Source organism: Paenibacillus sp. CMM36 (assembly GCF_053570945.1).
On the sequence record NZ_JBSEDY010000016.1, the window covers coordinates 1 to 22,032 of the forward strand.

General features: G+C 48.1%; 22 protein-coding genes. 20 read left to right on the forward strand and 2 right to left on the reverse strand.

Going from position 1 to position 22,032, the window contains the following annotated elements:
* Nucleotides 1-409 precede the first annotated feature (409 nt).
* Both rsmD and coaD read left to right on the forward strand, forming a co-directional pair.
* Nucleotides 410-1,051 carry a 16S rRNA (guanine(966)-N(2))-methyltransferase RsmD gene (gene rsmD, locus ACWA2B_RS23310; RefSeq protein ID WP_029514740.1) on the forward strand — a complete coding sequence of 214 codons (642 nt, stop codon included), beginning with the start codon at nucleotides 410-412 and terminating at the stop codon, nucleotides 1,049-1,051.
* Entirely contained in the window at nucleotides 1,044-1,565 is a 522-nt protein-coding gene (gene coaD / locus ACWA2B_RS23315; RefSeq protein WP_029514739.1) for a pantetheine-phosphate adenylyltransferase, read from the forward strand. Before rsmD ends, coaD begins: the two co-directional genes overlap by 8 nt.
* Here coaD and ACWA2B_RS23320 read toward each other — a convergent pair.
* On the reverse strand, nucleotides 1,528-2,811 hold the full coding sequence (locus ACWA2B_RS23320; protein ID WP_069011387.1) for a nucleoside recognition domain-containing protein: 1,284 nt from the start codon (nucleotides 2,809-2,811) through the stop codon (nucleotides 1,528-1,530). The genes coaD and ACWA2B_RS23320 overlap by 38 nt on opposite strands.
* Before the next feature lie 197 nt (nucleotides 2,812-3,008).
* On the opposite strand from ACWA2B_RS23320, the gene ACWA2B_RS23325 reads away from it, so the two are divergent.
* Nucleotides 3,009-4,040, forward strand: a complete 1,032-nt coding sequence (locus tag ACWA2B_RS23325) for a YlbL family protein (protein ID WP_029514737.1) — start codon at nucleotides 3,009-3,011, stop codon at nucleotides 4,038-4,040.
* Here the strand turns inward: ACWA2B_RS23325 and ACWA2B_RS23330 are convergent.
* Nucleotides 4,030-5,265 carry a nucleotidyltransferase gene (locus ACWA2B_RS23330; protein WP_209948022.1) on the reverse strand — a complete coding sequence of 412 codons (1,236 nt, stop codon included), beginning with the start codon at nucleotides 5,263-5,265 and terminating at the stop codon, nucleotides 4,030-4,032. The genes ACWA2B_RS23325 and ACWA2B_RS23330 overlap by 11 nt on opposite strands.
* Nucleotides 5,266-5,621: 356 nt before the next feature.
* Between ACWA2B_RS23330 and ACWA2B_RS23335 the strand changes: the two genes are divergently transcribed.
* From ACWA2B_RS23335 to ACWA2B_RS23415, 17 genes are all read left to right on the forward strand, one after another.
* Entirely contained in the window at nucleotides 5,622-6,140 is a 519-nt protein-coding gene (locus ACWA2B_RS23335) for a YceD family protein (protein ID WP_029515015.1), read from the forward strand.
* A 186-nt stretch (nucleotides 6,141-6,326) separates the two neighbouring features.
* Complete coding sequence (gene rpmF, locus ACWA2B_RS23340) at nucleotides 6,327-6,500, forward strand: 50S ribosomal protein L32 (protein ID WP_007429979.1); 174 nt, start codon at nucleotides 6,327-6,329, stop codon at nucleotides 6,498-6,500.
* Nucleotides 6,501-6,781: 281 nt separating this feature from the next.
* Complete coding sequence (fapR, locus tag ACWA2B_RS23345) at nucleotides 6,782-7,378, forward strand: transcription factor FapR (RefSeq protein ID WP_039274761.1); 597 nt, start codon at nucleotides 6,782-6,784, stop codon at nucleotides 7,376-7,378.
* Entirely contained in the window at nucleotides 7,362-8,354 is a 993-nt protein-coding gene (plsX, locus tag ACWA2B_RS23350; protein ID WP_029515010.1) for a phosphate acyltransferase PlsX, read from the forward strand. Before fapR ends, plsX begins: the two co-directional genes overlap by 17 nt.
* Before the next feature lie 8 nt (nucleotides 8,355-8,362).
* Nucleotides 8,363-9,352 carry a beta-ketoacyl-ACP synthase III gene (locus tag ACWA2B_RS23355; protein ID WP_029515009.1) on the forward strand — a complete coding sequence of 330 codons (990 nt, stop codon included), beginning with the start codon at nucleotides 8,363-8,365 and terminating at the stop codon, nucleotides 9,350-9,352.
* Between the two features lie 81 nt (nucleotides 9,353-9,433).
* Entirely contained in the window at nucleotides 9,434-10,378 is a 945-nt protein-coding gene (fabD, locus tag ACWA2B_RS23360; protein ID WP_165147628.1) for an ACP S-malonyltransferase, read from the forward strand.
* 50 nt (nucleotides 10,379-10,428) lie between these two features.
* A complete protein-coding gene (fabG, locus tag ACWA2B_RS23365; RefSeq protein ID WP_039274753.1) occupies nucleotides 10,429-11,178 on the forward strand; it encodes a 3-oxoacyl-[acyl-carrier-protein] reductase in 750 nt (249 codons plus the stop codon).
* 108 nt (nucleotides 11,179-11,286) lie between these two features.
* Nucleotides 11,287-11,520, forward strand: a complete 234-nt coding sequence (locus ACWA2B_RS23370) for an acyl carrier protein (protein ID WP_007429985.1) — start codon at nucleotides 11,287-11,289, stop codon at nucleotides 11,518-11,520.
* Nucleotides 11,521-11,748: 228 nt separating this feature from the next.
* On the forward strand, nucleotides 11,749-12,987 hold the full coding sequence (fabF, locus tag ACWA2B_RS23375; protein ID WP_029515005.1) for a beta-ketoacyl-ACP synthase II: 1,239 nt from the start codon (nucleotides 11,749-11,751) through the stop codon (nucleotides 12,985-12,987).
* 12 nt (nucleotides 12,988-12,999) lie between these two features.
* A complete protein-coding gene (gene rnc, locus ACWA2B_RS23380) occupies nucleotides 13,000-13,698 on the forward strand; it encodes a ribonuclease III (RefSeq protein ID WP_029515003.1) in 699 nt (232 codons plus the stop codon).
* A 255-nt stretch (nucleotides 13,699-13,953) separates the two neighbouring features.
* A complete protein-coding gene (gene smc, locus ACWA2B_RS23385) occupies nucleotides 13,954-17,523 on the forward strand; it encodes a chromosome segregation protein SMC (RefSeq protein WP_340885080.1) in 3,570 nt (1,189 codons plus the stop codon).
* A gap of 38 nt (nucleotides 17,524-17,561) precedes the next feature.
* Nucleotides 17,562-18,578 (forward strand): signal recognition particle-docking protein FtsY, encoded by a 1,017-nt coding sequence (gene ftsY, locus ACWA2B_RS23390; RefSeq protein WP_025721714.1) that lies wholly within the window; start codon nucleotides 17,562-17,564, stop codon nucleotides 18,576-18,578.
* Between the two features lie 165 nt (nucleotides 18,579-18,743).
* A complete protein-coding gene (trhA, locus tag ACWA2B_RS23395; RefSeq protein ID WP_025721713.1) occupies nucleotides 18,744-19,394 on the forward strand; it encodes a PAQR family membrane homeostasis protein TrhA in 651 nt (216 codons plus the stop codon).
* A gap of 166 nt (nucleotides 19,395-19,560) precedes the next feature.
* A complete protein-coding gene (locus ACWA2B_RS23400) occupies nucleotides 19,561-19,929 on the forward strand; it encodes a putative DNA-binding protein (RefSeq protein WP_029514999.1) in 369 nt (122 codons plus the stop codon).
* A 51-nt stretch (nucleotides 19,930-19,980) separates the two neighbouring features.
* Complete coding sequence (gene ffh, locus ACWA2B_RS23405; protein ID WP_029514997.1) at nucleotides 19,981-21,357, forward strand: signal recognition particle protein; 1,377 nt, start codon at nucleotides 19,981-19,983, stop codon at nucleotides 21,355-21,357.
* A gap of 66 nt (nucleotides 21,358-21,423) precedes the next feature.
* Nucleotides 21,424-21,696: a 30S ribosomal protein S16 gene (rpsP, locus tag ACWA2B_RS23410; RefSeq protein WP_013309862.1), complete on the forward strand. Its 273-nt coding sequence runs from the start codon at nucleotides 21,424-21,426 to the stop codon at nucleotides 21,694-21,696.
* Nucleotides 21,697-21,719: 23 nt separating this feature from the next.
* Nucleotides 21,720-21,950, forward strand: a complete 231-nt coding sequence (locus ACWA2B_RS23415; RefSeq protein ID WP_013309863.1) for a KH domain-containing protein — start codon at nucleotides 21,720-21,722, stop codon at nucleotides 21,948-21,950.
* Nucleotides 21,951-22,032: the final 82 nt, after the last annotated feature.

Below are 22,032 nucleotides of genomic sequence, written 5' to 3' on the forward strand. Positions count from 1 at the left end.
GCGGTTGGAGCGTAGCATATCAACACCATCCGTTCTACAATAGTTACCTATATTATACAACATTAACGCGGTGTCGTCTTAAACAAAATTAACATAAATAGGCTGTCGAGACTTTCTCGACAGCCTGGAGCTGCTATTAAGCAGCTTCTTTTTATGCAAAAAAAATCAGGCGCTCCATTTAAAGAGCGCCCGAATGGGAGAGGAGAAACCGGACGAAGAGCTTATGGGGAAACGTAAGTCTTCTCCGCGGTTGTCTACGACATTGGTTGAATGCCGATATCCTAAGGATGCCCAGGGAATGGTTTTTTATACCTGCCTCATCCTAAGTTTTTCAAACGGCGGTGCATGTGGTACGATAGCGTCATAATCTATGGTTATGAACACATATAGAAAATAGGTGAGTTTCAGCGTGAGAGTGGTATCAGGTAGTGCCAAAGGAAGGCCGTTAAAGGCAGTTCCCGGTACAGGGACGCGGCCAACCACGGATAAGGTCAAGGAAGCGCTATTTAGCATGATAGGTCCTTATTTTGATGGGGGAGTCGCACTTGATCTGTTTGCTGGCAGTGGCGGCCTGGGTATAGAGGCGCTTAGCCGGGGGATGGACAAGGCTGTTTTTATTGATATGGAATCCAAAAGCATTGATGTCATTAAAGAAAATTTGCGAAAAACTGGATTGGAAGGACAGGCTGAAGTGTTCCGCAATGATGCCGGACGAGCGCTCAAGGCGCTGGCAAAACGTGGAGCTCTTTTTGATGCTGTTTTTCTGGATCCGCCCTATCGTCTCAAACACGGAGATGAATTGATGAGCCGTATGGTTGAATTGAACTTGCTTCGTTCAGATGCAATCATCGTGCTGGAGTATGAATCGGGACATGAATATCCGGAAAGCTTCGGGCCGTTCGAACAGGTTAGAAAAGCAGTCTATGGGGAAACGGCGTTATCCATTTATCATTTTGCAGCCGATGCTTTATCGGATGTCGAAGAACATACAGAAGCCGGAGTGGTCAAGTTCGGCATCATCGAATCAGACGGGGAGGACCATCATGATTGAGCACAAACCACGTATTGCCGTATATCCGGGAACCTTTGATCCTGTGACAATGGGGCACCAGGATATTATTCAAAGAGCAGCCAGACAGTTTGATCTATTGATTGTCGCGGTTCTTAACAATATTAGTAAAAATCCGCTGTTTTCACTTGAGGAACGAATGGAGCTGCTGCGAACGGTAACTCGCAATATCCCGAACGTTGAGGTGGACAGCTTCCGTGATTTGACAGCTAATTATGTACGTCAAAAAGGGGCCCAAGTTATTGTCAGAGGAATCCGGTCGGTGACTGATTTTGAATATGAGCTGCAATTAGCCTCTACAAATCATAAGCTGAACCCGGATGCGGAAACGATCTTTATGATGACCAATCCGGCTTATTCATATCTGAGTTCCAGTATGGTGAAGGAAATTGCGCATTTTGATGGCAAGGTTGTAGATCTGGTGGCACCGGAGGTGGAAGACGCGCTGCGTGCAAAGGTCAACGCAAATCGCGGCGGCTCCACCATGAAGTCATAAAGGAAAAGGCCAGCAGGGTAACTATAATTGTACCCAGCAGCGCAATGGACAGTACGGTTAGTTGCCAGGGGTACATAGATGTTCCTTCTATTTGTGTTAGTAAGCTGCTGGCTTCGGCCATGACAGGATGCGTGCCGGATTCATTTACGCTTTCCGCAAAAGAAGACACAGAACTGCGACTGACGTAAGCGGGAATTGTATTGCTGACGATGCGGTTAAGCGGGACCCATGTCGCCAAGGTAAGTCCAAAAGCAATGATCCCATGGAGCACTCGTGACAAGGTGAAGGTGATACCCTTGTCGGAAGGTCTGGTGACGGCGGTAATTTGAAGCCAGCCGCACAGGCCGCCCCAGCCCAACACAGCACTGATCAGCGCTGCTTGTGTACGGAGATCGTAGGGCAGACGGCTGGTTTCATAGGAACCCAGATGGATTTCCATCCAAGCAGGCCATATGAAAGAAAGCGATCCTTGGCCTGTGTATATGGACAGCAGTCGAATCAGTACGGAAAAGAAAATAATGAATCCACCTGTCACCATCAGCGTCTGTACAGCATGGGATACGGTTTCGCCCAACAGTTTTCCGAAGCTGCGGCCGTCCCGTTCTCTGGCAGAACGGGTAGCTTCCCATGCGGATCGGATCAGGGAGGGAGAAGTACGGGAAACTGAGGTGCGCCGAAGGGCAGCTGGCGTTTCCCGTTTTTGCAATTCTTTGGACGATACAGGTAGTCTGGCGGTGATCCAGCCTGCCAGCAGCCCGGAAATCCAGTGAACGGCAAGTAACATCACGCCTACGGCAGCATTGTGCAGTAGCCCTGTCCCGATGACGAGCAGGATGGTAATCGGATTGCAGAAATGAGCGATGGCGGTTAGACGTCGAAGCTGAAGCGCGGTCATATCTTCCTGTTGTGACCATTGGCGTACTGCTTCCGCAGCAGCCGGGAATCCCGCGGTCAGGCCGAGGGCCAACACCCAGCCACTTCGTCCGGGTAGACGGAACCAGAATCGCATAAACGGCTCCAGCAGGACACCTAGTCCATGTACTAGACCAAAGGCGATGAGCATTTCGGACAGCATCAAAAAAGGTAGCATAGCTGGGAAAATAATACTCCACCATAGCTTAAGGCCTTGAGTAGAGGCTTGAAATACTTTTTCTGGTGAGGCGACAACAGCCAGTACAAGCAAAATGGCTCCGAGGCCAAGCAGTACGGTTGTCCAATAAGGAGCGGAATGGGCTTCCTTTTGCATCAAAAAATTCACCTCTCATAAATATGCTAAGGAGAGTCGGATGCTATCTCCAGCGTTTATTCACGTTCGTTGTCTTGGGATAGGTTGTTCGTATACGTTGTCGTAAATAATGTATGCTTTTTTGAAAGGCTTGAGAACAGGTGCACAGAGGCACTTGGATAAGATGGGAGAAGTTAGGCTGGAAGGGGGGAGAAGCAATGAAACGAATAAACCGGAAAAGAGCTTTTTTTACAACCGGTTATGTCTTAATGCTGGCTGCAATGGTCTATGTGCTGGTCTATATGCCAACCCCTTATCTGATCTACGGACCAGGTGGGGCAAATGAGATCAAACCGATGGTTAGAGTCCGGGAGGGTGACAGCATCGAACGGGGGGCCTTTATGATGACGACGGTATCGGCGCGTTATGCCAATGTTATCATGTTGGGTCTGTCCAAGTTGGACCGCAATTCGGAGATTCAGCGCAAAGAGGATCGTCTGCATGGAAAAAGTGAAGACGAGTATGCGGCAGAACAGTTATGGTATATGGGGGATTCCCAATCTTCCGCGATGGAGGCTGCCTACACCCGTGCCCATGTCCCCTATCGCATTGTGCCGGATTACGTGTATGTATTTAAGGTCCCGGGATCGAGCAGCGTGTTTGACCCCGGGGATGAAATATTGGAGCTGAACGGCGTGAGGGTGACCGATAATCGTTCCATTCGGAAGGCTTTGGAGGACGAAAAACCGGGAATAATGGCTAAAGTGAAGCTAAAGCGCGATGGAAAGTTGCTGTCCGTGCAAGCTCCTTTAACGACCATTACGGACAGTGAGACGGGCAAGCAACGTTCCGGATTTGGCGTCAGTATTGCCACGGTACAGAAGGTAGAGCCGAAGGATGGACGTAAAACGATTCATTTTACATCTACGGATGTTGGCGGTCCTTCGGCAGGTTTGATGTTTACCATGGAAATCTATAACCAACTGACACCAGGTGATTTGAGTAAGGGATATCGTGTAGCCGGTACGGGTACCATTGATAAGGACGGTCAGGTTGGAGCGATTGGTGGTGCAAAGTATAAAATAGTTGCTGCTGACCGTCAGGGTGCGGATTTGTTTTTCGTCCCTGCGGATAATTATAAAGAGGCCAAGACCAAAGCTGAGCAAATTGGAACCCGGATGAAGCTTGTTCCGGTTCGCAAACTTGGCGATGCGCTGAATTATATGGAAAAGCTGCCCATCAAACCATAATGGGCGGTCGCAAGTAATCAGCATACATGTCGCGGATGGCGGGGCGTGGCATCCCGGCTGCATGTATGGCGGCTGCGGCTGTATCCCAGTCCAGATGAGGATGTGATCCGGCAGACAGCTTGACCCATACCGGAAGGGTGGCTGTCTGCTTCATACGTGCCAGCAGTTCGCGTCCAGCCCTGTTAAAGCCAAGCACGCGGATATAGCCCGGACCTTTCGCCAGCTCAGCCGGAGTCATATCGGCTTTGGCATGATTTAGCAAAATATGTGCACACATCCGCTGGAGCTTCGTACGAGTATAGCGCCTTGTCTTGATCGCGGCGAGCAGGGCCTCCACAGAGGGCTGGGGCAGCGTGTAAAGCGATTGTCGCAGACGATGCTCCAGCCCTTCGGTGACCTCGTGCAGCTCCGCCAGCTGCTGCGAGCTACGTGTGATCAGGGCGTTCAGCAGCGGCTGGCTGAACGCTTCCCAATGCAGCGGAGCGCGTTCGGCTTGCCACTCGCGCCGCAAAATCCCCAGTGTCGCCGCAGGTATGTATGGCGACGCGGCCTCCGGCCCGCCGTCCAGCAGCAGACGGCGAATGGCCGTGGCACTGGCGATGACTCCGTCCGCAGGGGCCACGGCTTCATGGTAGCCCGATCCCGTGCGGGCTACCGTGAAGGGCTTGATTGTGCTGCCCAGCCGTTCCAGCGCAATCAAGTAATGCAGCCCCAACGTATTGTTGGGCTGCTGCATGAGGGCGGCGAGCGCAGCGCCGTCCGCTCCTTCGGCCGCGAGCGCGGCTGCGGCTCCCGCGTAGGCAGCGGGATAGCTCGCGCCGCTACTCAGGCGCTGCGCGATGCCGGCCTTGAGCTCGGCCGGCTCTGCCGCCAGCACGCGGGCCAGCGCGCGCAGCGGGGCGATGTCTCCGCTCTCGCTGCCGAAGCAGAGCGCGTCTACGATGCCTGTCGCATGGAGCAGGGCGATTGCTCCGCGGGCAAACCATTCTGCAGGCTGGACGGCATAGGCCACAGGCAGCTCCAGAACGAGGTCCACACCCATGGCGAGTGCCATTTCGGTGCGGGACCATTTGTCTGTAATCGCGGGTTCACCTCGCTGAAGGAAAGGACCACTCATCACAGCCACTGTGCGCTGTGCACCAGTGATGCGAAGAGATTCCTCCCAGTGATGGACATGTCCGTTATGCAGGGGATTGTACTCTACAATCATACCGAGTGTTTTCAAGACCGTATGTCGGCTCCTTTCTTATAGTAGCTTATTGGATAACTATTTTGACAATAATGGTTAAGTACCCGTGAATGATTGTTTTCAGGGCAGCTATACTGATTTTTCAGCATCGGCATGAACAAGACCATTGAGACCTGGACGAAAAAGCTTTATACTCGCATTATTGTACACGAAGAGTGGCGGGGGTACGAATACTCATCAGTACATGTTTAGCACAATGCATTTTTGCTTCTGCATAAAACTTGTCGAACCATTGGAAAACCGGTGGATTTGTGAGTGGTGTAAAGTGAAAGGTGTTGACAAACGACTCGATCAGTCGGTATAATAATTTTTGTTTGTTTGGAGTGATAGTGATGCAACTATTTTTTCGCAAAGTAGCAACAAGTGACGGTCCTTTTCCTATCCGTGAATCTCTTAATGTGAGTGAATTGGTGGATGATCGTGCTGATGTTACGGCCGTTTCCCCGCTGGAGACCGACTTGGTCGCCGTTAGTCTGGGTCAAGGGTTGATGAGCGTGGAAGGCACGTTGACCGCAGGTCTGGACATGCTCTGCTCACGCTGTTTAAGCCCGATGCACGAGGATTTAAAGATTGAATTCCGTGAACGGTTCAAGCAAACCTCTTCGAGTGTTGAAGAGGAGGATGAAGATGGCGATTTTATCGCAGTGACGGAGGACTCCTTCGACATTGCACCGTATTGTGAAGAACTGTTTGTACTGCATGTGCCGTTTGCGCCTTTGTGCAGTGAGGATTGTCAGGGAATCGCACCAAAGACCGGACAAAACTGGAGTATTGGCTCCGATGACAGTAGCGATGGCGATACGGAAAAGATTGATCCGCGTCTGGCAGGGCTTAAGGATTTTTTTAAATGAGAATTGAGTTCAATTCTGAAAAATCATCATCCGCTTGTGCCGGAAAGTTACAGAACCGATGCGTGGATGTTGCAGGCTTGATTCACCGGCTGTAAGATAATTGCTTCTGGCATTTTCTTCAGTCTTGAATGAGATAAGAAGTCATACCCGTTATGCGGGGTTGATCTGGTTAAGGAGGTGGGAATAATGGCAGTACCTCAACGGAGAACATCCAAAACTCGTCGCGACAAACGTCGTACTCACTTTAAACTGGCAGTACCAGGTATGGTGAAATGCTCCGAATGCGGCGAATTGAAACTTGCTCACCATGTGTGCAAAGTTTGCGGAACGTACAAAGCTAGAGAGATCATCTCTCAATAATGTCCGATAAGCGGATTCTTTGGAATCTTCGCAGAAAAAGTAGCGCTTCACTTCAGTGAGGCGCTACTTTTTTTGTCTGCATGCTTCCTTTTTACGTCAGCATGCTATATACTGTTTTAGTACCAGGTTCTAAGAAAGAAGGGCCGAAGGGGTTCCTTTATACATACAAGAAGACAAATCGGCTTGAAGTTTCGCCGTTAGAAAGTGAAGTAAAGTAACCCGAACTGTCGTCTGAATGATGGTTTATTGTAGGGAAAGGAGGCGTCACTGACATCGAACGTTTGCCGAAGAGACAGAGACAGCAGCGGCTGACTCAATTAATTGATGATAATCCATTCGTAACGGATCAGGAATTGACAAGACAGCTGAAGGTGAGTATTCAGACTATTCGGCTGGACCGGATGGAGCTGGGAATCCCGGAATTGCGGGAACGGCTAAAGCTGATGGCTGAGCGCTCCTACGACCAGGTTCGTTCCTTGCCTTTGCATGAAGTGATCGGGGATATCGTTGATCTGCAGTTGGATCGAAGCGGTATTTCGATTTTTGAGATTAAAGAGGAACATGTTTTTTCGCGTACTGGCATTGCGCGGGGGCATTATGTATTTGCTCAGGCCAATTCATTGGCCGTTGCTGTGATTAATGATGAGATAGCATTGACTGCATCAGCGGATATACGCTTTGTCCGCCCGGTTCATTTAGGTGAAAAGTGCATTGCCAAGGCATATGTACGTTCAAATCCAGAACAAAAAGGGAAGGCTAAAGTGGAAGTTTTCGCCTACGTAGGAGAAGAAATGGTGTTCCAAGGCAACTTTGTCATTTATCGCTCCACGGAGGAAGAGTATAGCGAAGGAGGAAGTCAGCATGCGGATCGCCATTGATGCCATGGGGGGAGATAATGCTCCTGAGGCGACAGTAGAGGGCGCGCTATCTGCGGCGGCGGAATGGAAGGATACGGACATTACGCTGGTTGGTGACCGGGAACGAATTGAATCGGTTCTGAATGGTAGAGCGTTGCCGACGAACCTCAGCATTCGCCATGCATCCGAAACGATAGATGCGCAGGACGAGCCTGTAAAGGCAGTGCGCCGCAAAAAGGATGCTTCAATGGTCGTAGCTGGTCGAATGGTCAGAGAAGGCGAAGCGGATGCCATGATATCTGCAGGTAATACAGGCGCGCTAATGACCACGGGGTTGCTGGTGGTTGGAAGAATGGAGGGCATTGAACGTCCGGCTCTCGCGCCGATGATACCGACGATTGACGATCAGGGTATTCTGGCGCTTGACTTGGGAGCCAATATGGATGCCAAGCCTGAGCATCTTGCCCAGTATGCACTGATGGGGAGCTTGTATCGTCAGAAAGTTCACGGTGTGGCTTCTCCAAGGGTGGGTCTGCTGAATGTGGGGACCGAAGCTGGGAAGGGCAATGAACTGACGAAGTTGGCATTTCCACTTATTGAGCAGTTACCTGTCCATTTTGTGGGTAATGTTGAATCGAGAGATGTGTTAACTGGGAATTGCGACGTACTGGTGTGTGATGGATTTGCTGGAAATATCATGCTAAAATCACTAGAGGGTACAGCGGGGGCCATATTTTCTCTCTTAAAAGAGCAATTCACCAAATCCTTGAAGACCAAGCTTGCGGCAGCCTTGATTATGCCTGAGCTCCGCAGTCTGAAAGGTAAATTGGATTATAAAGAGCATGGCGGGGCTCCTTTGCTGGGTTTGAGTGGACTCGTCCTGAAAAGTCACGGTTCGTCTGACGGCGTTGCCGTCAAAAATGCGGTAAGGCAGGCTCGTACGGCCTTGCAAAACCGGTTGGTGGAAAGTATATCCAAGGAAATCAGCAGGAAGTGAGTGACGATATGAATAAATTACGGCCGGTTGGTGTTATCGGAACAGGGAAATACGTACCTGAGAAAATTCTGACCAATAAAGATTTGGAAGCAATCGTAGAAACAAGTGATGAATGGATTGTCAGCCGTACAGGGATTCAGGAGCGCCATATTGCAGCTCCAGAGCAGGCTACATCTGATTTAGCTTATGAAGCAGCAATTAAGGCGTTGGAGTCCGCGGGTATGACGGCACAGGATCTGGATTTAATTATTGTAGCTACGGTTACACCGGATATGGCGTTTCCGTCAACTGCCTGCATTCTTCAGGACAAACTGGGAGCCAAAGGCGCAGCGGCTTTCGATTTGTCTGCGGCATGCTCGGGTTTTGTATACGGACTGGCTACGGCAACGAGCTTCATTAAGACAGGTATTTATAATAATGCGTTAATCATTGGGGCAGACTGTCTTTCTCGGATTACAGATTATACCGACCGCAATACCTGTGTCCTATTCGGAGATGGTGCAGGAGCTGTAGTGATTGGCGAAGTGCCTGAAGGCAGAGGATTCCAATCCTTTGATCTCGGGGCTGAAGGCGCAGGTGGAACCTTGCTTAAGCTGGAAGCTGGTGGCTCGCGTTTGCCTGCGAGTGCAGACACACTGGAGAATAAACAGCACTATATTTACATGAACGGACGCGAAGTGTTCAAGTTCGCGGTTCGTGTTATGGGAACGGCAACGGTTGATGTGTTGGAAAAAGCAGGGCTGTCCAAAGATGATATTGATCTGTTCGTTCCACATCAAGCCAATGTTCGCATCATCCAATCGGCGATGCAACGTCTGGATTTGCCAGAGGAAAAGGTAGTTGTTAATGTTCATAAATATGCGAATACATCCGCAGCATCAATCCCTCTCGCCCTAGTAGAAGCAGCTGAGGAAGGCCGCATGAAGGAAGGCGACCGTGTATTAATGGTGGGCTTTGGCGGTGGCTTGACCTGGGGAGCGTCGGTTCTTGTCTGGTAATAAGATGGAATTTTTGATATAATATTGAATTTGTGTAGTGTTTTACAGGACAAGCATTGGATATAGAGAGGTGCATACACGATGGGCAAAACGGCATTTATATTCCCCGGTCAGGGTTCACAAGCTGTAGGTATGGCTAAAGATGCTTATGAAGCAGTTCCAGCTGCAACAGAAGTATTTCGCCAAGCGGACGAACGGTTAGGGTTCGCACTAAGCACACTGGTTTTTGAAGGGCCAGACACAGCTTTGAAGCAAACATCCAATACGCAGCCTGCACTGTTAACGGCGAGCATTGCGCTGTATGAAGCGTTCAAGGAAAAAATGGACATTCATCCCGATTATGTAGCTGGACACAGTCTAGGAGAGTACAGCGCGCTAGTTGCTTCAGGTGTCCTTGCATTTGCGGATGCGGTTGAGACTGTTCGTGCACGTGGTCAGTTTATGGAACAGGCTATTCCTGATGGACAAGGCGGTATGGCTGCTGTGTTGGGAGCTGATCGTGAAGCATTGACAGCATTGTGCCGTGATATTACGGAGTCTGGTCAACTGGTCGAACTAGCTAATATCAATTGTCCTGGACAAATTGTTGTATCTGGTACGAAGGAGGGCGTAGCTGCTGTCGCTGAACGTGTGAAGGAAGCAGGCGGCAAGCGTGCTATTACTCTGGAGGTTAGCGGTCCTTTCCACTCGTCATTGATGAAGGAAGCAGCGACCAAGCTCTCAGACAAGTTGGGGACTGTAACTTTCTCTGAAGCTCAGATTCCGGTGGTGGCTAATGTAACAGCTAAACCTGTACGTGAGGGGAGTGAAATCCGCCAACTGTTGGTGGATCAGGTCTATTCTCCGGTACTGTGGGAAGACAGTGTAGCATGGCTACTGGAACAAGGTGTTGACACTTTTGTTGAGTTTGGACCGGGAAGTGTTTTGACTGGACTGGTTAAAAAAATCGACAAAACGGTTAAGCTGTATAATATAAGTAGCCTGGAGTCGATTGCTTCTGTAACGGAAGCCTTGGAGGCCCGTTAAAAGTATAATCATTGCCTTAACGGGTTATATACTTGCAAGGGAGGACTATGATGTCTAAGCCATTAAGTGGAAAAACGGCGCTCGTTACGGGAGCGTCGCGCGGAATTGGCCGTAGTATCGCGCTGGCGCTGGCTGATGCAGGCGCTAATGTGGCGGTAAACTATGCTGGCAGTGAAGCGGCTGCGACTGAGGTAGCTGAGCAGATTCGTGCCAAAGGTGTGGAGGCTATTACAGTTCAGGCTAATGTCGGTCGCGCTGACGAAGCAGATCAGTTGATCAAGGATGTGATTGGCGCTTGGGGCAAGATTGACATCCTGGTGAATAATGCCGGCATAACAAGAGATAATTTAATCATGCGCATGAAGGAAGAGGAATTCGATCAGGTGATCGAAACGAATCTGAAGGGTGTGTTTAATTGTCTTAAGGCGGCAACACGTCCAATGATGAAACAGCGTTCTGGCCGAATTATCAATATCTCCTCCGTGGTTGGTGTCCTTGGCAACGCAGGACAAGCCAACTACGTTGCTGCTAAAGCAGGGGTGATTGGTCTTACCAAATCCTCTGCTCGAGAGCTTGCATCGAGAGGTATTACAGTGAACTGTGTAGCTCCCGGATTCATCGATACTGAGATGACACAGGTACTGGCTGATGATTTGCGTGACAATATGCTTAGCGGTATTCCGCTGGCCCGTCTTGGACGGCCTGAGGAAATTGCTGACGTGGTGCTGTTCTTGGCCTCGGATGCTTCCTCATATATGACGGGCCAGACTTTGCATGTGGATGGCGGCATGTATATGTAGTAGCATGTTGCCAATCTGCATGCCCCGATGAAGAGTTGTCAAAGAAAACTCTCTTCTATGGCATTTTAATTGTAATTTTCGTATAATACCTAAGAGGAGGTGAGCCGGATGTCCGATGTATTGGAGCGCGTAAAACGCATTGTCGTTGACCGTTTGGGAGCCGACGAAGCCGAAGTTACACTTGAAGCATCTTTTAAAGATGATTTAGGCGCTGATTCTCTCGATGTAGTTGAATTGGTAATGGAATTGGAAGATGAGTTTGATATGGAAATCTCTGATGAAGATGCAGAGAAAATTACAACTGTAGGTGAAGTTGTGAAGTACATACAATCTCATACCTAATTCATGTCATCAAAAGTCCCGTTCTGTTACAGGCGGGACTTTCTCCTAATTATACAGATTGAACTAAAGGCGGAATTGCTGCGTGTTTTTGAGTTTGGTTCAGCTTAACTTAGTCAAAGGCTGAGAAGTATGCCGCATTACTAACTTTAGTTGATTCTATATTATTTTTACGCACAAAAGTGTGCGGTCTTAAAATACAATATGCAGTAGACATAGAGGTGATTATCTTTGAAACAACGTGTTGTCATAACAGGAATGGGTGTAATCACTTCGCTGGGACAGGATTTGAACACACTATGGGATAATCTGATGGCCGGAAAATCCGGCGTCAGTGAAATCGAAGCTTTCGATACAAGTGAGTACACTACGAAAATAGCCGCTTCCATTAAAGATTTTAATCCAGAGGATTATATTGAACGTAAGGATGCGCGTAAAATGGACCGCTTTGTGCAGTTTGCGGTTGCTGCTAGTAAATTGGCGCTTGAGGACAGCGGACTTGTAATCGGAGAAAATGCGGAAGCTGAGCGTGTTGGTGTATCTGTCGGTTCCGGTATTGGCGGATTGGGAACTTGGGAAGATCAGCACAACGCACTGATTGAAAAAGGACCTAAACGCGTAAGCCCTTTCTTCATCCCGATGATGATTGCTAATATGGGTTCCGGTCAAGTGTCGATTTCGCTCGGTGCTAAAGGCCCAAATACATCACCAGTTACGGCTTGTGCCACGGGCAGTCATGCTATTGGCGATTCCTTCCGCATGATTCAGCGCGGTGACGCAGACGCCATGATTTGCGGAGGAGCTGAGGCGACTATCCGTCCGATTGGTATGGCTGGATTTTGTTCCATGCGAGCGATGTCCACGCGTAACGACGAGCCTGAAAAGGCAAGCCGCCCTTTTGATACCGAAAGAGACGGGTTTGTTATGGGCGAAGGCTCTGGTGTTCTTATTCTGGAATCGTTGGATCATGCTTTGAAGCGTGGTGCGCGTATTTACGGTGAAGTGATTGGCTACGGTCTTTCTGGCGATGCTCATCATATGACAGAGCCTGATCCAGAGGGAGCAGCACGCTGCATTAGAATGGCGATCCGTGACGCTGGATTGAATCCTGAAGAGATTGATTATATCAATGCACATGGTACGTCTACGCCAGTCGGTGATAAATCCGAAACGGAAGCAGTTAAGAAAACGCTTGGAGATCATGCCTATAAGGTAGCGATCAGCTCAACTAAGTCGATGACAGGGCATTTATTGGGTGCAGCGGGCGGCGTTGAAGCCGTGATCTGTGGTCTCGCCCTTCAGCATCAGACGATTCCGCCAACGATTAATTTGGATAATCAAGACCCGGCATGCGATCTTGATTATGTACCTAATAAGCCGAGAAAAGCGGAACTGAATGTGGTTATGTCCAATTCCTTTGGTTTTGGCGGTCACAATGCTACGGTTATTCTAAAAAAATATGAAGCATAAGGGGTCAGTTCGTTGAGTGGAGACTTGAAGCAATTACAGCAGAAACTTCATATTCAATTCAACAATCGGCAGCTTCTGAAGCAGGCGTTTACGCACGCTTCCTACGTAAACGAACATCGGTTCAGTCAGCATGCAGACAATGAGCGTCTTGAATTTTTAGGTGACGCTGTTCTGGAATTGACGGTGTCCGAGCAATTGTACAATCAGTACCCTAACCGACCCGAAGGCGAACTCACCAAGCTGCGTGCAGCTATTGTCTGTGAGCCTTCTCTGGTGAAGTTTGCTGTCGGGCTTGAGTTCGGGCAATATGTGCTGCTTGGAAAAGGTGAAGAGTTGACAGGTGGACGTACTCGTCCGGCTCTGTTGGCTGATGTATTCGAAGCGTTCGTAGGTGCGCTTTATTTGGATCAGGGTCTGGAGGCCGTCCGTTCGTTTCTGGAACATTATATTTTTCCTCAAATTGTATTAAATGGTAAACTTCAGATGAGTGATTTCAAAACAGAGCTTCAGGAACTGACACAGCATCATAACATGGGGATGCTTGAATACAAGATTGTAGAGGAGCGCGGACCAGCCCATGAGCGCGAGTTTGTAGCCGAGGTATATATGGACAGCGAACGGCTAGGGGCAGGTACGGGGCGCTCCAAAAAAGAAGCAGAGCAGCAAGCGGCGGCAGTAGCTTTAAACCGTTTGAAGCTGGCAGAATCGTAATCGGTACCTGAGCAGCCCGGACGGGTTACGCAAGCAGGGGGCACAAAGTAAGAGCAAAGGGCAGTCCGCGGGGAGTCCCGGCCCGTAATGGCGAATGGACTGCGTTTTGCTCTTTTTTCGTGGCTTGCTGGTGTAATGTGAGTGTTGGTACTGTGCTTTAAACAAGCTAGTTTATGCTACAATAGGGATAATTCATATCAATCAGGTAAACGGTGTTGTACAAGCATATTTGAAATGTTAGAGGTGAGATTGAGCATGTTTTTAAAGCGCATTGAGCTGGCGGGCTTCAAATCGTTTGCAGATAAAACGGAAATGGAATTTGTCCGCGGCATTACGGCAGTCGTCGGACCCAACGGAAGCGGAAAAAGTAATATTTCCGACGGGATTCGTTGGGTGCTGGGCGAACAGAGTGCCAAATCACTGCGTGGCGGCAAAATGGAGGACATTATTTTTGCAGGTAGTGATGCTCGTAAGGCTGTTAATTACGGTGAAGTATCGCTTACGTTGGATAATGAAGATCAGGCGTTGCCTCTGGATTTTGGTGAAGTTACGGTAACGCGACGTGTACATCGAAGTGGGGATAGTGAATATTTCATTAATCGGCAATCATGCAGACTCCGAGATATTACAGAGCTGTTTATGGATACAGGGATTGGTAAAGAAGCTTATTCCATTATTGGGCAGGGACGCATTGAAGAAATCCTAAGTACTCGATCTGAGGATCGTCGAGGTATTTTTGAGGAAGCCTCGGGTATCGTAAAATATAAATCCCGTAAAAAAGATGCGGTTCGCAAGCTGGATGAGACGGAGCAAAATTTGCTGCGTATTCACGATTTAGTTAGTGAACTGGAGGATCAGATTGGACCGCTTAAGGAGCAGTCTGAAAAGGCGATTCATTTTAAAGAGCTACGCGGTGAATTGAAATCAAAAGAAATCTCTATGTACGTCCATCAAATTGAACAAATTCATACTTCGTGGAGCGATGCGACTTCCAAATTAGCTTTGCTGCAGCAGGAGCAACTTCAGTTGTCCACGGTGGTATCCCGCCATGATGCGATGCTGGAAAGCGACCGCAACGAATTACGCCAGCTGGAAGAGCAAGTAGAACAGTTGCAAAGGGATCTGCTGCAATACAGTGAAGCGACGGAGAAAAGTGAAGGCTACGGCGAATTGCTCAAAGAGCGCACACGCAATCTGGCGGCTAATCGGGAACAACTGATCTTATCACTTAGTACAAGCGAATCACGGCATTCCGAGCGCAAGAGTGAACTGGATCAGCTGAACGAAAAGCTGTCTGCACTGAATGTAGAGCTTGACGAGTTGCGTGCGCGGCTGTCTGACGAAGAGGCCAAACTGATTGGAGTTACAGGCGGAATCAGCCAGGAGCAGGAAGAAAGTCTAAAGGGTGGTCTGCTGGAGCTGATGAATCAGATGGCGCAGGCGCGTAACGAAATCCGTTATACAGACCAACAGAAGGAAGCATTGGAACGGCGTGTGACTCGCGTAAGTGACGAATCCGGCAAATGGGAAGCCCAGAAAGTACAACTTGAACAGCGCAAAAAGGGATTGGAAGCTGCGGTTCAGAAGCTGGGGCAGGAAATCAGTAGTTTGCGTAGTGGCTATATTCAGGGAAGTGAAAAGTACCAGGCCCTGCAAAAACTTTTGGAAGAAAACCAGGGTACAGTTCGTAAATGGGAACAAAAACGTGAGGCTCAAATTTCACGGCGAGATACAATGAAGGAAATGCAGGATGACTTTGACGGCTTCATGCTTGGAGTTAAAGAGGTATTGAAGGCTGCACGAAAAGAAACCTTGCACGGTGTGCATGGAGCGGTAGCAGAGCTGATTCGGGTGCCTGAGCATTTAGAGCAGGCAATGGAAACTGCTTTGGGTGCTTCAGTTCAGCATATCGTGATGGAAAATGAATCCGTATCCAGACAGGCAATCAGTTTTCTAAAGCAACGTCAACTGGGCAGAGCGACATTTTTGCCTATGGATGTTATCCGCCCGCGTCAAATCGGCGCAGGGGAACGCCAAATTGCAGAAGGAGCTGAGGGCTTTGTCGGGATCGGTGCTGATCTTGTTCAGTACGATGATCGATATGCTGGAATTGTAGGCAGTTTGTTGGGGAATGTGGTCATTGCCCGTACATTGGAAGATGCAAACCGTATTGCGGCCCGTTGCCAATATAGATACCGCGTTGTCACTTTGGAAGGCGATGTTGTCAATGCAGGGGGTTCCATGACTGGGGGAAGCCAGTTCAAGAAAAATGCTAATCTGCTTGGACGCAAACGTCAGTTGGATCAGTTGGATCAAGACATTGTAGATACGGAGCAGCAAATTGCAAGGTTGCGCCAGAGTGCAATAGATACCAAACGCCAGTTGGAAGAGACACAGATCCGTCTGGACGAGCTACGTCAGGGCGGTGATGTGAAGCGTGGTGAAGAGCAGCAGATGGCTATGGAGCTCAAACAACTGGAGCATGAACTTCGTCATGTTCTGGAACAGGTCGCTGCGTCTGGTCAGGAGAAAAAGGGCTTTGATCAGGAAATCAAGGAGCTGGAAACTTCCCGGGAAGAAGCGTTGGTAAAGTTAGCTGCGCTGGAGGAAGAAGAAAAGAAAACGCATCAGGCCATTCACGCTGCTGAATTCGCCCGTAAAGCCAACGAATCTGCCAAAGAGCAGTTGCAGGGAGAGCTCACGAATCTCAAAGTAAGAGAAGGAAAGCTGGACCAGGAACGCTTTTCATTGGAAGAGCAGTTGCGCAGATTGCGTGGGGATTATGATACTCTTGGTAAGGATTCGAGACAAAACAAGACCTTACTAGCTTCCATTGAAGCAGATTTGCTGACCAATGAGCAGGAGACTGTGAAACAGATTGAAAATCTCAATCAATACCGTTTGAAAAAAGAAGAAGCTGCACAACAACTGGAATTCAAGCGGGCTGCACGCAGTAGCTTGTCCAAAAAGCTTGAAGTGGCTGAGAACGACACGAAAGAACAGCGAATTCAGCTCAAGTCAGTGGAGGAGTTGCTTCGTCAAACGGAAATTGGAGTAAATCGGCTTGATGTGGAGCTGGAAAACGTACTGAAAAAATTAAGTGATGATTATGAACTCAGCTATGAGTTAGCCAAGCAGCGTTACCCTATACCGGAAGATATTGAAGGCACGCAGAGCGAGGTAGAAAGGCTCAAACGTGGTATTTCCGCGTTGGGTGAGGTGAACCTGGGCGCCATTGATGAATACCAGCGTGTGCATGAGCGTTATACGTTTCTTGATGAGCAAAAGTCTGATTTGGTGGAGGCCAAGACAACACTTTATCAGGTTATTCGTGAAATGGATGAAGAAATGTCCAAACGCTTTAAGACTACGTTCGATGCTATTCGGCGCGAATTTGGAACGGTATTCTCCAAGCTGTTCGGAGGCGGACGTGCTGATCTCGTGTTACTTGACCCGGAACGCTTATTGGAGACGGGAATTGACATCGTAGCTCAGCCACCGGGCAAAAAACTGCAAAACTTGCAGCTACTGTCGGGCGGTGAGCGTGCGTTAACAGCGATGGCGTTACTATTTGCCATTTTACACGTTAAACCTGTTCCATTCTGTGTACTCGATGAAGTAGAGGCTGCATTGGACGAAGCAAACGTGGTGCGTTTTGCCCAGTATTTACGAGAATTCTCGGAGCAGACACAGTTCATTGTAGTCACACACCGCAAGGGCACAATGGAAGAATCTGATGTGCTGTACGGGGTTACGATGGAGGAAGGCGGGGTTTCCAAACTCGTATCTGTCAAGCTGGACAACGATGAAGCTGAGATTGCCTGACATTAAACAACATACTTTCAGACCAACGGAGGGAATCCATGAGTTTCTTTAGGAAATTGAAGGAAAGCATTGCAAACAAAACTGAATCGGTCACAAAACAGTTCAAAGATGGTTTGGAAAAAACGCGTAAAGGTTTTGTTGAAAAAGTAACGGACTTGATGATTCGCCGTAAAAAGATTGATGAGGAATTTTATGAGGAACTGGAAGAAATTCTGATCGGAGCGGACGTAGGCGTCAACACGGTTATGAACCTCATTGAAGACCTGCGAGAAGAAGTGAAAAAGCGCAAAATTGAGGATGCATCCGAATTACAGCCTGTATTGTCGGAAAAGCTGTCCGAGTTGCTGCGGGGGAATGACAACAGTCAGCTCAAAATGAGTCCTGACGGAATTACAGTCATTCTATTCGTGGGAGTCAATGGCGTCGGCAAAACGACAACCATTGGCAAGTTAGCTCATCGTTTTAAACAAGAGGGAAAAAAAGTATTATTGGCTGCCGGAGATACGTTCCGGGCGGGTGCGATCGAACAGTTGGAGGTATGGGGCGAGCGGGCAGGTGTAGAGGTTATTAAGCAGCAATCCGGTTCCGATCCGGCTGCAGTTATGTTTGATGCCGTACAGGCTGCCAAGCAGCGACAAGTGGATGTTTTGTTGTGTGATACCGCAGGACGTCTTCAGAATAAAAGCAATCTGATGGAGGAACTGAACAAAATTTTCCGTGTGATTCAACGCGAAATTCCAGATGCTCCTCATGAAGTGTTGTTGGTACTTGATGCGACGACTGGACAAAATGCACTTAACCAAGCCAAGCTGTTTGGTGAGAAAAGCGGTGTAACCGGGCTGGTACTAACGAAGTTGGATGGTACAGCGAAGGGCGGGATTGTTGTGGCCATCCGTCAGGAGCTGAATTTGCCTGTTAAGCTGGTGGGCTTAGGTGAAAAAGTGAATGATCTTCAACCGTTTGATTCCGAGCAATTCGTTCATGCGTTGTTCGCGGGGTTGATTCAGGAAGAGACGGTCGAAGCAACTGCTACAGGCGAGGAAGAACAGAACTGATACGTTTAAAGTGGGCTTTCATGCTACGTTTGGGATAACTAAGTAGCCATCCTGTTGCTGTTCAAGTTTGCCCAGATGTATAATGAAAGCAAGAGGTCTGTCGATGTCGTATATGTAATGTATCTTGTATGTAAAATATAAATCAGGAAGCCGGGTGAAAAACCGATGGCAAACACCTATACCTACTCCCGACGGGAAGAAGTAGCCAACGCCATTACACATGGAATTGGAGCCGTTTTAAGCGTGGCAGCGCTTGTGTTGCTTATTGTTTTTGCTAGCATGAAAGGAACCACTTGGCATGTCGTCAGCTTTACGATTTACGGGATTACGATGCTGTTGTTGTACACCAATTCAACGTTGCTTCATAGCCTGCGTGAAGGAAAAATGAAGGATTTGTTCGAAATATTCGATCATTCTTGCATTTACCTGTTTATTGCAGGTAGCTACACCCCGTTTATGCTCGTTGCACTGCGAGGTACTCTGGGATGGACACTGTTTGGAGTGATTTGGGGGATTGCACTGTTCGGTGTGTTGTTCAAGGCGTTCTTCACCAAGCGCTTCCTGTTTATGTCTACCGTGTTTTACATTGTGATGGGCTGGCTCATCACCATTGCCTGGAATCCTCTGGTTGCGACTGTTCCCGCCGGAGGGATGACGTTATTGTTCGTAGGTGGCCTTATGTATACGTTGGGCACGATTTTCTATGTGTGGCGGGCATTTCCATATCACCATGCGATCTGGCATCTGTTTGTTCTGGCAGGCAGCATACTTCATTTTCTGGCTGTTCTGCTGTATCTTACTCCGGTAAGGGTTTAAGTAACAATGGGTAAAAAGTCGATCCGTACTTCCGTTTAAGGACAGTGGATCGGCTTTTTTTTGTATGACAAGGGATAACGCTTGACATCTTCTTTTCTTTTAGGTATCATAAGGAACGTTGAAAAGAACTGTAAAGTGTTTTTCCTTGACGATGGAGGTATACAAGATGAGTCAGGAGAATCGGCTGGAAAAGACAAACCGGATTAACCGACTGTTTGACTTCTATGAACCTCTGCTTACAGAGAAGCAACAGATGTTTTTAAAATATTACTTCCATGATGATTTTTCTTTAGGGGAAATTGCATCGGAATTTCAAATTAGCCGTCAGGCAGTATATGAACATATTAAACGTGCTGAACAGGTATTGGAAATGTACGAGGAAAAGCTTGGTTTGCTAAGTAAGTATGAGCGCAGAATCCAAGATCTCGATGAATTAAATAAGACGTTGTATGAGGCATTCGGTAAAATCAGTGAGTCCGATGAAGGCACTCTGCAACATGTCCATCAAATTGTAAATCGCCTGCAGGAACTGTAGGACATATAGATTAAGAACAAACAACCCTGGTAGACAAGGAGGTGCGAAAGTATGGCATTTGAAGGATTATCGACTCGCTTGCAAAATGTATTCAGTAAACTGCGCGGTAAAGGAAAAGTGTCTGAGGATGATGTAGCTCAGGCGATGCGCGAAGTACGATTAGCTTTGCTTGAGGCGGACGTTAACTTCAAGGTTGTAAAGGACTTTATTGCCAAGGTAAAGGAGAAATCCGTTGGTAAGGAAGTGATGGACAGCTTTACGCCAGGCATGGTCATCATCGACATCGTGAACAAGGAACTGACCGAGTTGATGGGTGGCAGTCAGGCCAAGCTTGCCAAAGCAAACAAACCGCCTACGGTCATTATGATGGTGGGTCTCCAGGGCGCAGGTAAAACGACGACATCTGGTAAACTGGCGAAATTGCTGCAAAAGCAAAATCATCGCCCATTGCTTGTAGCTGGTGATATTTATAGACCAGCCGCGATCAAGCAGCTTCAGGTTCTTGGGGAGCAGATTAATACTCCTGTATTTACTCTGGGAGATCAGACAAGCCCAGTGGAAATCGCAAAACAGGGTTTGCAGCATGCTAAGGATAATGGAAATGACTACGTTATTATAGATACTGCCGGTCGTCTTCATGTTGATGAAGAGCTCATGGAAGAGTTGCGCCGGATTCATACCAACGTCAACCCGGATGAAGTTTTACTGGTTGTAGATAGCATGACGGGGCAGGACGCGGTTAACGTTGCGGAGCACTTTAATACTAGCCTAGAGTTAACGGGAGTTGTACTGACAAAGCTGGATGGCGACACTCGTGGTGGTGCAGCTTTATCGGTTAAAGCTGTAACGGGATGTCCGATCAAGTTTGCTACATTGGGTGAAAAGCTGGATGCGATGGAGCCGTTTCATCCTGAACGGATGGCTTCACGGATTTTAGGTATGGGTGACATGTTGTCCCTGATTGAAAAAGCGCAGTCCAATATCGACGCCGATAAGGCGAAGGAAATGGAACGGAAAATGCGTAATGCCGAGTTTACTTTCGAAGATTTTCTGGAGCAAATGGATCAAGTTAAGAAGCTTGGCCCAATCGACCAGATTCTTGATATGATTCCCGGTATGGGCAACATGAAGCAAATGAAAGATATCAAAGTGGATGACAAACAGATGGGCCGAATTGAGGCTATCGTTCATTCTATGACCACACAGGAGAAGCAAAACCCAGACATGATTAATCATAGCCGTCGCAAACGTATTTCTGTAGGCAGTGGAACATCACTGGCTGAGGTAAATCGTCTGATAAAGCAATTTGACGAAATGCGTCGCATGATGAAGCAGTTCTCAGATATGATGGGACCTAAGGGTGGCAAAAACAAGGCTATGAAGCAGTTGAAGAGTATGGGTAAAGGTATGAAGTTTCCTTTCCGCTAAGGCCAATAGGCCCTTGGAATTATGGATAACAATATACAGTCTACTTTTTGAAGGAGGTGAATTTTCGTGGCAGTTCGTATTCGTCTGAAACGTATGGGTGCACATAAAGCTCCTTTCTATCGCGTCGTGGTATCTGATTCTCGTTCCCCGCGTGACGGTCGTTTTATCGAAGAAATCGGTTACTACAACCCAATCACAGTACCAGCGGTTGTAAAAATTGATGAAGATAAAGCGCTGAAATGGTTGCAAGATGGTGCACAAGCATCCGACACAGTCCGTAACTTGCTTAGCAAAGCGGGCGTAATGAAAAAGTTTCATGAGTCTAAACTACAGAAATAAGGTGCTGATACGGAGGGTCAACCATGGAAGAATTAGTGATAATCATTGCTAAGGCTTTAGTCGATCATCCGGAAGATGTAACCGTGAAGACCTTGGAGAAGGATCGGCTTGTTGTATATGAGCTTAGTGTACATCCTGAGGATGTAGGCAAGATCATTGGTAAGCAGGGTCGTATCGCCAAGGCGCTTCGCACTGTGGTTGCATCAGCAGCCGTTAAGATGGATAAACGGGTTACCGTAGACATCATATCTTAAAGATATACGAAAGTGGGTTAGGATGTATGTCCTAACCCTTTTTCGTACATGATGAAGATGTATATGGAGCGGGACCGATTAC